The organism is Kitasatospora sp. NPDC114501, from assembly GCF_055633695.1.
Map to the genome: position 1 here is coordinate 183,296 of NZ_JBVKDS010000004.1, position 13,724 is coordinate 197,019.

The following is a 13,724-nucleotide window of genomic DNA, read 5'->3' on the forward strand; positions in this document are numbered from 1 at the left end:
GCGTAGCCCCTCTCCGTCGAAGCGCGGTGTGAGCGTCGAAGCGCTTGGATGTTTCGGCGACACTAACGACGCGTTACGGGTTGGGCAAGAGCCTGAACAAAGTCAAAATTGGTTCTGCTCTGGGGAGTTGACACGATGGTTGGAGCGTGTCAGCGTCGAAGCGCTTCGATCAACGATCTCCGAGCCGAGCCCGCCCGAGGGGTGTTCCACGTGAGTTCCGTGCCCGATTCCGCTACCGGTCTGCCCGGTTTCCGCAACCCCACGCTTCCTCTGCGGGAGCGCGTCGACGATCTGCTGAACCGGCTCACCGTCGACGAACGGCTGGCGATGCTGCACCAGTACTCGCCGGCCGTACCCCGCCTGGGCGTCGGCCCGTTCCGCACCGGCAGCGAGGGCCTGCACGGCGTCTCCTGGCTCGGGGAGGCGACGGTCTTCCCGCAGGCCGTCGGCCTCGGCGCCGGCTGGGACGAGGACCTGGTGCGCGAGGTCGGCGAGGCGGTCTCGACCGAGCTGCGGGCCTTCCACTACCACCGCCCGCCGGCGGTCGGCTCCCCCGACCGCGGGCCCAACTCCCTCCAGGCGTGGGCCCCCGTGCTCAACCTGCTGCGCGACCCCCGGTGGGGGCGCAACGAGGAGGGGTACTCCGAGGACCCGGTGCACACCGCGAAGGTCGGCGAGGCGTTCTGCCGGGGCCTGGCCGGGGACCACCCGGTCTACCTGCGCGCCGCCCCGGTGCTCAAGCACTTCCTCGCCTACAACAACGAGGACGACCGCTGCACCACTTCCTCCGCACTGCGCCCGCGCGTGCTCCAGGAGTACGACCTCGCCGCCTTCCGCCCCGTCGTCGCCGCCGGCGCCGCGACCGGCGCGATGGCCGCCTACAACCTCGTCAACGGCCGCCCCTGCCACGTCAGTCCGCTGATCGAGGACGAGCTGCGCCGCTGGGCCGAGCCGACCGGCCACGAGCTGTTCGTGGTCAGCGACGCCGAGGCCCCCTCCAACCTGGTCGACCCGGAGCACTACTTCGACGACCACGCGCAGGGCCACGCCGCCGCGCTCAAGGCCGGCATCGACAGCTTCACCGACCACGGCGAGGACACGGAGACGGTGGTCGGCCGGCTGCGCGCGGCGCTGGAACGCGGCCTGATCGACCAGGGCGACGTGGACCGCGCCGTCCGGCGGCAGCTCGAAGTGCGCTTCCGACTCGGCGAGTTCGACCCCGAGCTGGACCCGTACGCCGGCACCGGCCCCGAGGTGATCGACAGCCCCGAGCACCGCGGCCTGGCCCGCAGGGCCGCGACCGAGTCGGCCGTCCTGCTCAAGAACGAGGGCCTGCTGCCGATCGACCCGGCCCGTACGGCCCGGATCGCCGTCATCGGCCCGCTCGCCGGCACCCTGTTCGAGGACTGGTACAGCGGCACCCTGCCGTACCAGGTCAGCGCCGCCGCCGGCCTGGCCGCGGCCCTCGGCGCCCACGGCGGCGAGGTCGTCCACGTGGAGGGCTCCGACCGGATCACCCTGCGCTCGCGGACCACGGGCGAACAACTCGGCAAGTCCGCCTTCGACGTGACGGACTGGGGCGGCGGCGCCTCCACCCTGCGCGACGCCGAGACCGGCCGCTACCTCTGCCTCCAGGACGACGGCACCCTGGCCCCCGGCCAGGAGATCATCAAGAGCTGGTTCGTCAAGGAGACCTTCCGGATCGAACCGGCCGGCCCGGACACCGTGCTGTTGCGCAACGTGTTCACCGGGCGCTACGCCACCGTCGACCCGACCGACGGCCGGGTCAGCGTCACCGCCGAGACCGCGCAGGAGGCCGAGCACTGGCAGCGCGAGGTGGTGCGCGACGGCGTCGCCGAGGCCAGGGCGGCCGCCTCTGCCGCCGATGTCGCCGTCGTCGTCCTCGGCAACCACCCGCTGATCAACGGCCGCGAGACGGAGGACCGCGCGGACATCGCCCTGCCCGAGGGGCAGGAGAAGCTGCTGCGCGCCGTCGCCGGGGTGCGCCCGGACACCGCGCTGGTCGTGATGAGCAGCTACCCGTACGCCCTCGACTGGGCCGACCAGCACCTGCCCGCCGTGGTGTGGACCTCCCACGGCGGGCAGGAGACGGGACACGCGCTCGCCGCCGTGCTGCTCGGCGAGGCCGAGCCCGCCGGCCGCCTGCCGCAGACCTGGTACCGGGGCGACGACCCGCTGCCCGCCCCGCTCGACTACGACGTCATCAAGGCGGGCTGGACCTACCAGTACCACCGCTCCACCCCGCTCTACCCCTTCGGCCACGGGCTCTCGTACACCGAGTTCGCCTACCGCGACCTGCGGTTGTCGCAGTCCTCGATCGGCCGGGACGGTGCGGTCGGGGTCACCGTCACCCTGGACAACACCGGTGCGCGGCCCGGCAGCGAGGTCGTCCAGGTGTACGTCCGCGCCCTGGAGGCCCGGTACGAGGCGCCCCGGCTGCGCCTGGCCGACTTCCGCAAGGTCCGGCTGGAGCCGGGGGAGAGCCGCGAGCTGGCCTTCCGGCTGTCGGCCGAACACCTCGCCCACTGGTCAGTGGCCACCGGCGAGTTCACCGTCGACCCCGGCGGCTACGAGGTGATCGTCGCCCGCAGCGCCGACCACCCCGTGCTCGCCGCCCCGCTGGCCGTGACCGGGGAGCCCGCCGGCCCTCGCGCGGGTACCGGGCACCGGATCCTGGCCGTCGACTTCGACGACTACGAGGAAGCCGCCATCGTCGACGCCACCCGCACCGACGGCGACGCCGTCACGCCCGCCGACCCCGCGCGGCCCGCCACGCTCCACTTCCGCGAGGTCGACCTCACCGGCGCCGCCGCGATCGAGGTCGAGACGGCCCGCGAGCGCGACGGCGAGGGCGGGGCGCGGCTCGAAGTCCGGGCCGACGGCCGGGTGCTGGCCGAGATCGACGTGCCCGTGACCGGGGACCGCTACGCCTGGACGAGCACCACCGCCGGCCTCGCCGCCGCGCTCGGCGGCGTCCACGACCTGAGCCTGACCCTGTACGGCGGTTTCCGGCTCACCGCCTTCCGCTTCGGCGCGGCCGGCTGAGGACGGCATCCCCGCTGGACCGGCGGTCCGCTCACGGAGGGCGGACCGCCACGCCCTGCCCGGGGCCGGGCAGGGGCCCCCGACCGTCCGCGCCGCACCCGCACCGACCTCGCCCACCACCGCCCGGAGGCGGCCCGCATGTCAGCTCTCACGCCTCACTCCATCACCTCGAACTCGCAGCACCCGGAGGAAGCCCCCGTGCCGCCCATCGACTTCGGAGCCGACGAACTCGGCGCCTACCGCCCCGAGCCGACCATCCCGCAGGACTTCGACGAGTTCTGGCGGCGCACCCTCGCCGAGGCCCGCTCGCACGGCGGGGCGGTCAAGGCGGAACGCGTCACCGGGAAGTACGGCCTGCGCACCGTCGAGGTCGAGGACGTACGGTTCCCCGGCTGGAACGGCGAACCGGTGGCCGCCTGGCTGCTGCGCCCGCGCGGCGCGGCGGGCCCGCTGCCGGTCGTCGTCACCTACATCGGCTACACCGGTGGCCGGGGACTGCCCACCGAGCACCTGTTCTGGTCCGCCGCCGGCTACGCCCAACTCGTCGTGGACAGCCGCGGCCAGGGCCACGACACCCCCGACCGGAGCGTGGGCGAGGGCACCCAGTGGGTCGAGGGCTTCATGACCCGCGGCATCGACTCCCCGGAGAACCACTACTACCGGCGGCTGATGACCGACTGCGTGCGCGCCGTCGACGCCGTCGCGGAACTGCCCGGCCTCGACACCGACCGTATCGTCCTGACCGGTGGCAGCCAGGGCGGCGGCCTGGCCCTCGCCGTCGCCGGGCTCACCGGGGACCGGGTGGCCGCGGTGATGCCCGACGTCCCGTTCCTGTGCCACTACCGCGAGGGCGCGCAGACCTCCCTGGACGGGCCGTACCAGGAGCTGGTCAAGTACCTGCGCTGGCACAGCCGGGAGCGGGTGCAGCCGACCTTCGCCACCCTCGCCTACTTCGACGGCGTCAACTTCGCGCAGCGGGCCACCGCGCCGGCCCTGTTCAGCGTCGGGCTGATGGACCCGGTATGCCCGCCCCGGACGGTCTACGCCGCCTTCAACCACTACGCGGCCGAGGACCGCACCATGACGGTGTGGCCCTTCGCCGACCACGCGGGTGGCTGCGGCTCCAACCCGCCCGTCCAGCTGGCCTGGCTGCGCGAGCGCGGGCTCGCACCGCGGCTGTGACGGCCGTGGCCGGCCACCGTCAGACCAGTGAGGAGCACCGCTTGAGCGAGCGAAGCGAGGTGGGCGCATGAGTGCCTCGGGGTTCCCGGAACTGCCCCCCGGATTCCGGTTCGGCGCCGCCACCGCCGCCTACCAGATCGAGGGCGCCCACGACGAGGACGGCCGGGGCCCGTCCATCTGGGACACCTTCAGCCACTCCCCGGGCCGTACCCTCGGCGGCGCCACCGGGGACACCGCCTGCGACCACTACCACCGCTACCCCGAGGACGTCGCCCTGCTCCGGGAGCTGGGCGTGGACGGCTACCGCTTCTCCCTCGCCTGGCCGCGCCTGCTGCCGCAGGGCATCGGCGCGGTCAACCAGAAGGGCCTGGACTTCTACGACCGGCTGATCGACGAACTGCTGGCCGCCGGCATCGCGCCCGCCGCGACCCTCTACCACTGGGACCTGCCGCAGGCCCTCGAGGACCGCGGCGGCTGGCGGGTGCGGGAGACGGCGGAGGCGTTCGCCGAGTACGCCGCCGTCGCCGGGGACCGCTACGGGGACCGGGTCGAGCGGTGGATCACCCTCAACGAGCCCTTCTGCTCGGCCTTCGTGGGCTACGCCGAGGGCCGGCACGCACCCGGCGCCCGGGAGGGCCGCGGGGCGCTCGCGGCCGCCCACCACCTGCTCGTCGGCCACGGCCTGGCCGTACGGGAGCTGCGCACCGCCGGCGCCCGCGAGGTCGGCACCACGCTCAACCTCGACCGCCTGCACCCCGCCTCCGGCCGCCCCGAGGACCTCGCCGCCCTGCGCCGGGCCGAGGTCCTGCACAACGAGGTCTGGACGGAGCCGCTGTTCGCCGGGCGCTACCCCGAGCACGAGGAGGAGACCTGGGCGGGCCTGGCGGACGGCGACTGGCGGCGCCCGGGCGACCTCCGGCTCATCGGCGCGCCCCTGGACTTCGTCGGCATCAACTTCTACCGGCCGGTCGCCGTCGAAGCCGCCCCGCACCGCGAGCCCGACCCCGAGAAGCGCACCGCCACGGACATCGGCGTCACCGAACCGAACCCGTACGGCACCCGGCTGACCACCATGGGCTGGCCCGTCGTCCCGTCCGCGTTCACCGAGCTGCTCCGCGACATCGACGCCCGCTACCCGGGGCTCCCGCCGCTCTGGATCACCGAGAACGGCTCCGCCGAGGCCGACAGCGTCACCCCCGACGGCCGGATCCACGACGCCGAGCGCGTCGACTACCTGGCCGGCCACCTCGCCGCCGTCGCCGACGCCATCACCGCCGGCGTCGACGTCCGCGGCTACTACGTCTGGTCCCTGCTGGACAACTTCGAGTGGGCCCGCGGTTACGAGCAGCGCTTCGGCCTCGTCCGCGTCGACTACGACACCCTGACCCGAACCCCCAAGGACAGCTACCACTGGTACCGGGGCCTGATCACCGCGCACCGAGCGCGGACGGAGGAATCCGCCCGATGAAGTTCACCGACGGCTACTGGCTGATGCGCCCGGGCGTCACCGCGCGCTACGCCACCGAGGTCGCCGACGTCCGCGCCGATGAGCACCGGCTGACCCTCTACGCGCCCGTCAAGCACGTGCGCGGCCGCGGCGACACGCTCAACAGCCCGCTGCTGACCGTCGAGTGCTGGTCCCCGGCCGAAGGCGTGATCGGGGTGCGCGCCACCCACCACGCCGGCTCGGTGCGGGGCGGGCCCGAGTTCGCGCTGCCCGGCGCCGAGCAGGGCGGCGGCAAGGTGCACCGGGACGGCGACGTGGTCGAACTCCGCGCCGGGGAACTGTCCCTGCGGGTGGACACCTCGAAGCCCTGGCAGCTGGAGTTCACCGCCGACGGCCGGGTGCTCACCACGGCCGGCGAGCGCGGCACCGGCTTCGTCACCGACGCCGACGGCCGCCACCACATGTTCGGGCAGCTCTCCCTGGGCGTCGGCGAGCTGGTCTACGGGCTGGGGGAGAGGTTCACCCCGTTCGTCCGCAACGGCCAGGTCGTGGACGTCTGGCAGGCGGACGGCGGCACCAGCAGCGAGCAGGCGTACAAGAACGTCCCGTTCCACCTGACCAACCGGGGCTACGGGGTGTTCGTCAACCACCCCGGCAAGGTCAGCTACGAGATCGGCTCCGAGTCCGTCGGCCAGGTGCAGTTCAGCGTCGAGGACCAGTCGCTGGAGTACTTCGTCGTCCACGGCCCGACCCCCAAGCAGATCCTGGAGCGCTACACGGCCCTGACCGGGCGCCCCGCGCTGCCCCCGGCCTGGGCGCTGGGCCTGTGGCTGACCACCTCCTTCACCACGGACTACGACGAGGCCACTGTCAACCGCTTCGTCGGCGGCATGGCCGAACGCGGCATCCCGCTGAGCGTGTTCCACTTCGACTGCTTCTGGATGCGCGGGTACCAGTGGAGCGACTTCCACTGGGACGAGGACACCTTCCCGGACCCGGCGGGCATGCTCGCCAGGCTCAAGGCACAGGGACTGCGCGTCAGCCTGTGGATCAACCCGTACATCGCGCAGAAGTCGGAGCTGTTCGCCGAGGGCATGCGCGAGGGCCACCTGGTGCGCCGCCCGGACGGCAGCGTCTGGCAGTGGGACCTGTGGCAACCGGGCATGGCCCTGGTCGACTTCACCAACCCCGCCGCCCGCGACTGGTACACCGGCAAGCTGCGCACCCTGCTCGAGGTCGGCGTGGACTGCTTCAAGACCGACTTCGGCGAGCGCATCCCCACCGACGTCCTCTGGCACGACGGCTCCGACCCGGAGCGGATGCACAACTACTACACCCACCTGTACAACCAGGCCGTCTTCGAGCTGCTCCGCGAGGAGCGCGGCGAGGGCGAGGCGCTGCTGTTCGCCCGCTCCGCCACCGCGGGCGGCCAGCAGTACCCGGTGCACTGGGGCGGCGACTGCGAATCGCACTTCAACGCCATGGCCGAGTCGCTGCGCGGAGGACTCTCCCTCGGACTGTCCGGCTTCGGCTTCTGGAGCCACGACATCGGCGGCTTCGAGGGCACCCCCACCCCCGCGGTCTTCAAACGCTGGACCCAGTTCGGCCTGCTCTCCTCGCACAGCCGGCTGCACGGCAGCAAATCCTACCGGGTGCCGTGGGACTTCGGCGAGGAGGCCGTCGAGGTCACCCGCGAGTTCACCCTGCTCAAGCACCGGCTCGCGCCCTACCTCCAGCGCGCCGCCCAGCAGGCGCACGCCACCGGTCTGCCGGTGATGCGCGCGATGGTGCTGGAGTTCCCGGACGACCCGGCCGCCGCCTCGCTGGACCGGCAGTACCTGCTCGGCGACGACCTGCTCGTCGCCCCGGTCTTCACCGAGGACGGCACGGTCGAGTTCTACGTGCCCGAGGGCACCTGGACCAACGTCCTCACCGGCGACCAGGTGACCGGCCCGCGCTGGGTGCGCGAACAGCACGGCTTCCACACCCTCCCGCTGCTCGCCCGCCCCGACTCCGTCATCCCCTTCGGCGCGGACGACCAGCGCCCGGTCTCCGCCTGGGCCGAGGGCGTCGAACTCCGGGTGCACGCCTTCGCCGACGGCGCCGAGCGCACCGTCGTCATCCCCCGCACCGAAGGCGTCGGCGAGGCCGCCCGCTTCCACCTGCGCCGCACCGGCGACCGGCTGACGGTGACCACCGACAGCCCGCACCCCTGGCAGCTGCGGATCGGCGGCCCGGACGGGGCCCTGCACATCAGCTCGGCCGGCACCCACGAGGCCGAACTGCCCCATCCGGCCTGAGGCCGCTCCCTCACGCGGGTGCCCGTACGTCACCGGACGGACCGTACGGGCACCCGCCCCTCTTCCCGACGGCGCCGGAGGCGCCCGTGCAGAGCCGCACCAAGCGCCACCTGACGCCCGGCGCGCTCGACTCCCTGCTGCGCGCCCGCGCCGGGACGGGCTGCCGCCTCGAACGGGAGCTCACCGACGGCTGGTTCGACAGCGCCCACCCCCTCCCCGCTCCAGGAGCGCCACCGCGGGCGTCCGCCCGCACCCGACGGCCACGTGAACGGAGGAACCACCCTTGTCCTACAGCATCCGCGCGGGCGGCCTGGAACGGCACACCCCCGCAGAAGTCCTGCGGATCGAGCCCTGGGGGCCGGACGCGCTGCGGGTGCGCGCCGCGTCCGGGACGATCGACCCCGCCGCCCCAGGCGCCCTGGAGGCCCCCGAGCCCTGCCCGCAGGCCGAAGCGTCCGTCTCGGAGGACGGCGGCGCCCGCCTGGCCAACGGCCGCATCGCCGTCGAGGCATCGCCGGACGGCCGACTGACGTTCCGTCACACCGTCTCGGGCCGCGAACTCCTCGCCGAGCGGATCCCGCACGCGCACCACGCCGGCTCCCGCGTCCACGCGCCGGGCGGCCGGACGGAGCAGTCCTTCGCGTCGTACGACGGCGAACGACTGCACGGCCTGGGACAGCACCCGCACGGGCGCCTGGACCAGAAGGGCTGCGTGATCGACCTCGTCCAGTCCAACACCGTGGCCGCCGTGCCCTTCCTGCACTCCTCGCGCGGCTACGGGCTGCTGTGGAACAACCCCGCCACCGGCCGCGTCGAACTGGGCGCCGACGCCACCCGGTGGACGGCCGACGCCGGCGGGCGCATCGACTACTGGATCACCGCCGGCGACACCCCGGCCGGGATCCTGGACTCCTACACCCGGGCCACCGGCCGCCCGCCGCTGCTGCCCGACTGGGCCTCGGGCTTCTGGCAGTCGAGGCTCCGCTACCGAACCCAGGACGAACTCCTGGCCGTGGCGCGGGAGTACAGGCGGCGTGGCCTGCCGCTGTCCGTCATCGTCTGCGACTTCTTCCACTGGCCGCGGATGGGCGACTGGCGCTTCGAGGAGAGCGAGTGGCCCGATCCCGCCGCCATGGTCAAGGAGCTGTCGGAGCTCGGGGTGGAACTCGCCGTCTCGGTCTGGCCCACCGTCGAGCCCGGCAGCGACACCTATGACGGGCTGCGCTCGTCCGGGCAACTCGTCCGGGACGCGGGCGGCGGCCTGCTCACCTTCCCGTGGCCGTCCCGGTTCGGCGGGCAGGAGCGGATCCGCCCGATGGCGTACTACGACGCCACCCACCCCGGGGCCCGCGCCGAGCTGTGGCGGCGGCTGAGGGACAACTACCGTTCGCTGGGCGTGGCCTGCTTCTGGCTGGACGCCTGCGAACCCGACCTCCCCCCGAACATCGCCGAGCGCGCCGTCTACGCGGCCGGGCCGGCCGCCGAGGCCGCGAACCTCTACCCGCTGGAGCACGTCCGGGGGGTCGCCGACGGCCTGCGCGCGGACGGCGAGGACCGGCCGCTGTCGCTGATCCGCTCGGCCTGGGCGGGCAGCCAGGCGCACGGGGCCCTGCTGTGGTCCGGCGACATCCCCACGACCTTCGACTCCCTCGGGCGCCAGATCAGGGCGGGGCTGAACGTCGCGATGAGCGGCATCCCCTGGTGGAACACCGACATCGGCGGCTTCTTCGGCGGCGATCCGGACGACCCGGCGTACCGTGAGCTGCTGATCCGGTGGTTCCAGTACGGCACCTTCAGCCCGGTCATGCGGCTGCACGGGGACCGCGAGCCCAACTTCCCCGCCTTCGCCACGGACATGACCGGCGGGCCCAACGAGGTCTGGTCGTACGGGGAGGAGGCGTACGGCATCCTCCGCGACCACCTGGTGCTGCGCGAGCGGCTGCGCCCGTACCTGAGGAGCCTGTCCGAAGAGGCCCACCGCACCGGCGCCCCGCCGATGCGTCCGCTGTTCTTCGAGTTCCCCGAGGACGCGCACGCCTGGGACGTGGACGACCAGTTCCTGCTCGGCCCCGACGTGCTGGTGGCCCCCGTGTACGAGGCGGGCGTCCGGGCCCGCCGGGTGTACCTGCCCGCGGGCGCCCGCTGGCTCGACCCGGTCACCGGCCGGGTGCTGGAGGGCGGCACGGCGCTGGACGCGCCGGCCCCGCTGGAACGCGTCCCGGTCTTCGTGCGGGAAGGGGCCGACGTCGCGGACCGGCTGACTCCGTAGGCCCCGCCGACCAGTACTGGACCACTCTCGAACGAGGATGAGATGACCGACTCGAACGTCGTCGTACTGACGGCCGGTGACGCGGCCCTCGCGCTGGACACCGCCGGCCCCGGGATACCCCGGGTGCTGCACTGGGGCGTCGATCCCGGCTTCCGGGCCGGCGACGCCGCGCAGGTGCTCGACGCCATGGGCCGGGCCCCGGACCACCGGGCCGGGAGCCTGATGCCCGCCCAGGGTCAGGGCTGGTTCGGACGGCCGGCCCTGGCAGGGCACCGCGAAGGCCGGGTCCGCCCCCCGCGTTTCGAACTCGCCGAACCGGTCGGCCTACGCGCCGTCCGGGACGGCCGGGGCGGCGCCGTCCACGTGCGGGCCCTGGACCGTGGCGCGGGGCTCGCGCTGGACACCGAGCTGGAGATGACGGAGCACGGCGTGGTGCGGCTGCGCCACGCCCTGACCAACACGGGGACCGACCCCTACACCCTGGACGTCCTGGCGTGCGTCCTTCCGGTGCCCGCCCACGCCGCGGAACTGCTGGACTTCGCGGGCCGCTGGGCCCGTGAACGCTCCCCGCAGCGCGCCCCGCTGCGGCAGGGCGTGTGGTCGAGGGAGAGCCGGCGCGGCCGTACCGGCTTCGACGCCGGACTGCTGCTCGCCGGCACCGCGGGCTTCGGCTTCCGGCAGGGCCGGGTCTGGGGCGTGCACCCCGCCTGGAGCGGCAACCACGTCCAGTACGCGGAGCGGCTGGCGGACGGGACGACGGTCCTCGGCGGCGGCGAACTGCTGGACGCGGGCGAGATCCGGCTGGCGGAGGGCGAGTGCTACCGAACCCCGTGGGTGTACTTCGCGACCTCCGGCTCGGGCCTGGACGGGATCAGCCGCGGATTCCACGCCATGCTCCGGGACCGGCCCCGGCACCCGAACACCGCCCGGCCGGTCACCGCGAACATCTGGGAGGCGGTCTACTTCGACCACGACCCCGAACGGGTGCGCGCCCTCGCGCACACCGCGGCGAAGGTCGGCGTGGAGCGGTTCGTCGTGGACGACGGCTGGTTCCGGCACCGCCGCCACGACCGGGCCGGCCTCGGTGACTGGTACGTCGACGAGAAGGTGTGGCCCGACGGGCTCCGCCCGATCGCCGACCACGTCCACGGGCTCGGCATGCAGTTCGGCCTCTGGGTCGAGCCCGAGATGGTCAACCCCGACTCCGACCTGGCCCGCGCCCACCCCGACTGGTTCCTCGCCGATGCCGAACGCCTCCCGTTCGAGCAGCGCCACCAGCACGTCCTGGACGTCGCGAACCCCGACGCCTACGCCCACCTGCTGGAGCGGCTCAGCACCCTGGTCGGGGAGGCCGGCATCGACTACCTCAAGTGGGACCACAACCGGGACCTGGCCGATGCCGTCCACGACGGCCGACCCGGCGTGCACGCGCAGACCACGGCGGTCTACCGGCTCCTGGACGAACTGCGCGGCCGCCACCCCGGGTTGGAGATCGAGTCCTGCTCCTCCGGCGGGGCCCGGGCGGACCTCGGCATCCTGGAGCACACGGACCGGATCTGGGGATCGGACAACATCGACCCGATCGAGCGCCAGGCGATCCAGCGCTGGACCGGTCTCCTCCTGCCCTACGAGCTGATCGGCTCCCACGTCGGCTCCGCCCCCGCCCACATCAGCCGCCGGGACACCACGCTCGCCTTCCGCTGCGCCACCGCCCTGTTCGGACACGCCGGCATCGAGGCCGACATCACGGCCTGGCCGGAGAGCGACCTGGCCGCGCTCACCTCCTGGGTCGGCGCCTACAAGGAACTGCGGCCGCTGCTCCACGGCGGCGACGTCGTCCGCGCCGACCACCCCGACCCGGCCGCCTGGGTCCACGGGGTCGTCTCCCGGGACCGGGCCCACGCCGTCTTCGCCTACGTCCAGCTGGACACCTCCGTCGCCGAGAACGGCGCGCCCGTACGCCTGCCGGGCCTGGAGCCCACGACCCGCTACGCGCTACGGGTGCGCCCCGAGCTCTCCTGCCCCGAGCAGTCCTGGCCCACCTGGGCCCGGCGTACGGCCGCGCTCACCCTGACCGGCCGGTACCTCGCCGAGGTCGGCCTCGCCGCCCCGGGCCTGACCAACCACCCCGGCCACGCACTGGTCATCGAGGCACAGGCACAGCCGCCCGCCTCGCAGGAGTGAACTCGACCTTCACGTTGACGACCGCCGTGGCCGGCGGCGAGCCCGGTGGCTCGCCGCCGGCCACGGCGGTTCCGGTCAGCGGGCGCCGAGGAGGTGTTCGTAGGCCAGCTGGTCCAGCTGCTCGAAGGCCATGCCGCGGCGGGCGGCGGCGTCGACGTCGAAGTCCTCGAAGGCGGAGCGGTCCGCCAGGAGCCCGGCCAGCCCGTCCTGCGCCGTGGGGAGGGCGAGTTCCGGCAGGCGCGAGGCGGTGAGCGCGGCCCGGACCTCCGGGTCGGCGCGGAAGGCCCGGGAACGCTCCGCCAGCAGCAGGTAGTTGCGCATGCAGGCGGCCGCCGAGGCCCACACGCCGTCGGCGTCCTCGGTGCGGGGCGGCTTGAAGTCGAAGTGCCGGGGGCCGTCGTAGCCGGCCGACTCCAGCAGGTCGACCAGCCAGAAGGCCTGCCGCAGGTCCCCCGCGCCGAAACGCAGGTCCTGGTCGTACTTGATGCCGGACTGGCCATTGAGGTCGATGTGGAACAGCTTGCCGTGCCACAGGGCCTGGGCGATGCCGTGCGGGAAGTTGAGCCCCGCCATCTGCTCGTGGCCGACCTCCGGGTTGAGGCCGACCCGCTCGGGGCGCTCCAACTCGTTGATGAACGCCAGGGCGTGGCCGACGGTGGGCAGCAGGATGTCGCCGCGCGGCTCGTTGGGCTTGGGCTCGATCGCGAAGCGCAGGTCGTAGCCCTGCCGTTCGACGTACTCGCCGAGCAGGTCGAAGGCCTCCTTCAGCCGGTCGAGGGCGGTGCGCACGTCCTTGGCCGCGCCGGACTCGGCGCCCTCGCGCCCGCCCCAGGCGACGTAGACCGAGGCGCCGAGCTCGGCGGCCAGGTCGATGTTGCGGATGGTCTTGCGCAGCGCGTAGCGCCGCACGTCGCGATCGTTGGCGGTGAACGCGCCGTCCTTGAAGACGGGGTGGGTGAACAGGTTGGTGGTGGCCATCGGCACCTTCAGCCCGGACGTGTCCAGGGCGGCGCGGAAGCGCTTGACCACCTGCTCGCGCTCGGCCTCGCCCGCGCCGAACGGGATCAGGTCGTCGTCGTGGAAGGTGACGCCGTGGGCGCCGAGGGCGGCCAGCCGCTGGACGGTCTCGACCGGGTCGAGGGCGGGACGGGTCGCGTCGCCGAACGGGTCGCGCCCCTGCCAGCCGACGGTCCACAGGCCGAAGGTGAACTTGTGCGCGGGGGTGGGGACGAGCGGGTCGCTGGACATGGAAGCGGCTCCGAATCGCGTGCGGAGG

General features: G+C 73.6%; 7 protein-coding genes. 6 read left to right on the forward strand and 1 reads right to left on the reverse strand.

The features are described 5' to 3' along the window. The first annotated feature begins 219 nt into the window (after nucleotides 1-219). The 6 genes from ACZ7RU_RS09955 (at nucleotide 220) to ACZ7RU_RS09980 (ending at nucleotide 12,448) form a co-directional block, all read left to right on the forward strand. On the forward strand, nucleotides 220-3,066 hold the full coding sequence (locus ACZ7RU_RS09955) for a glycoside hydrolase family 3 C-terminal domain-containing protein (protein ID WP_470340378.1): 2,847 nt from the start codon (nucleotides 220-222) through the stop codon (nucleotides 3,064-3,066). 198 nt (nucleotides 3,067-3,264) lie between these two features. Then, the gene (locus ACZ7RU_RS09960) at nucleotides 3,265-4,248 is read left to right on the forward strand and encodes an acetylxylan esterase (protein WP_470340379.1); all 984 of its coding nucleotides are present in this window, start codon (nucleotides 3,265-3,267) and stop codon (nucleotides 4,246-4,248) included. A gap of 67 nt (nucleotides 4,249-4,315) precedes the next feature. Beyond that, complete coding sequence (locus tag ACZ7RU_RS09965; RefSeq protein WP_470340380.1) at nucleotides 4,316-5,716, forward strand: GH1 family beta-glucosidase; 1,401 nt, start codon at nucleotides 4,316-4,318, stop codon at nucleotides 5,714-5,716. Next, on the forward strand, nucleotides 5,713-7,995 hold the full coding sequence (gene yicI / locus ACZ7RU_RS09970; RefSeq protein ID WP_470340381.1) for an alpha-xylosidase: 2,283 nt from the start codon (nucleotides 5,713-5,715) through the stop codon (nucleotides 7,993-7,995). Before ACZ7RU_RS09965 ends, yicI begins: the two co-directional genes overlap by 4 nt. Nucleotides 7,996-8,278: 283 nt before the next feature. After that, nucleotides 8,279-10,264 carry a glycoside hydrolase family 31 protein gene (locus ACZ7RU_RS09975; protein WP_470340382.1) on the forward strand — a complete coding sequence of 662 codons (1,986 nt, stop codon included), beginning with the start codon at nucleotides 8,279-8,281 and terminating at the stop codon, nucleotides 10,262-10,264. A 42-nt stretch (nucleotides 10,265-10,306) separates the two neighbouring features. Further along, nucleotides 10,307-12,448 (forward strand): alpha-galactosidase, encoded by a 2,142-nt coding sequence (locus ACZ7RU_RS09980; protein WP_470340383.1) that lies wholly within the window; start codon nucleotides 10,307-10,309, stop codon nucleotides 12,446-12,448. Nucleotides 12,449-12,523: 75 nt separating this feature from the next. On the opposite strand, the gene xylA is transcribed toward ACZ7RU_RS09980, so the two are convergent. Next, nucleotides 12,524-13,696 carry a xylose isomerase gene (xylA, locus tag ACZ7RU_RS09985; protein ID WP_470340384.1) on the reverse strand — a complete coding sequence of 391 codons (1,173 nt, stop codon included), beginning with the start codon at nucleotides 13,694-13,696 and terminating at the stop codon, nucleotides 12,524-12,526. Between the last annotated feature and the right edge of the window lie 28 nt (nucleotides 13,697-13,724).

What these genes read in the sequence shown, in the direction of transcription:
- ACZ7RU_RS09965 (WP_470340380.1), top strand. Translation starts at nt 4,316, where the DNA reads ATGAGTGCCTCGGGGTTCCCGGAACTGCCCCCCGGATTCCGGTTCGGC.
- yicI (WP_470340381.1), top strand. Translation starts at nt 5,713, where the DNA reads ATGAAGTTCACCGACGGCTACTGGCTGATGCGCCCGGGCGTCACCGCG.
- ACZ7RU_RS09980 (WP_470340383.1), top strand. Translation starts at nt 10,307, where the DNA reads ATGACCGACTCGAACGTCGTCGTACTGACGGCCGGTGACGCGGCCCTC.
- xylA (WP_470340384.1), bottom strand. Translation starts at nt 13,696, where the DNA reads ATGTCCAGCGACCCGCTCGTCCCCACCCCCGCGCACAAGTTCACCTTC.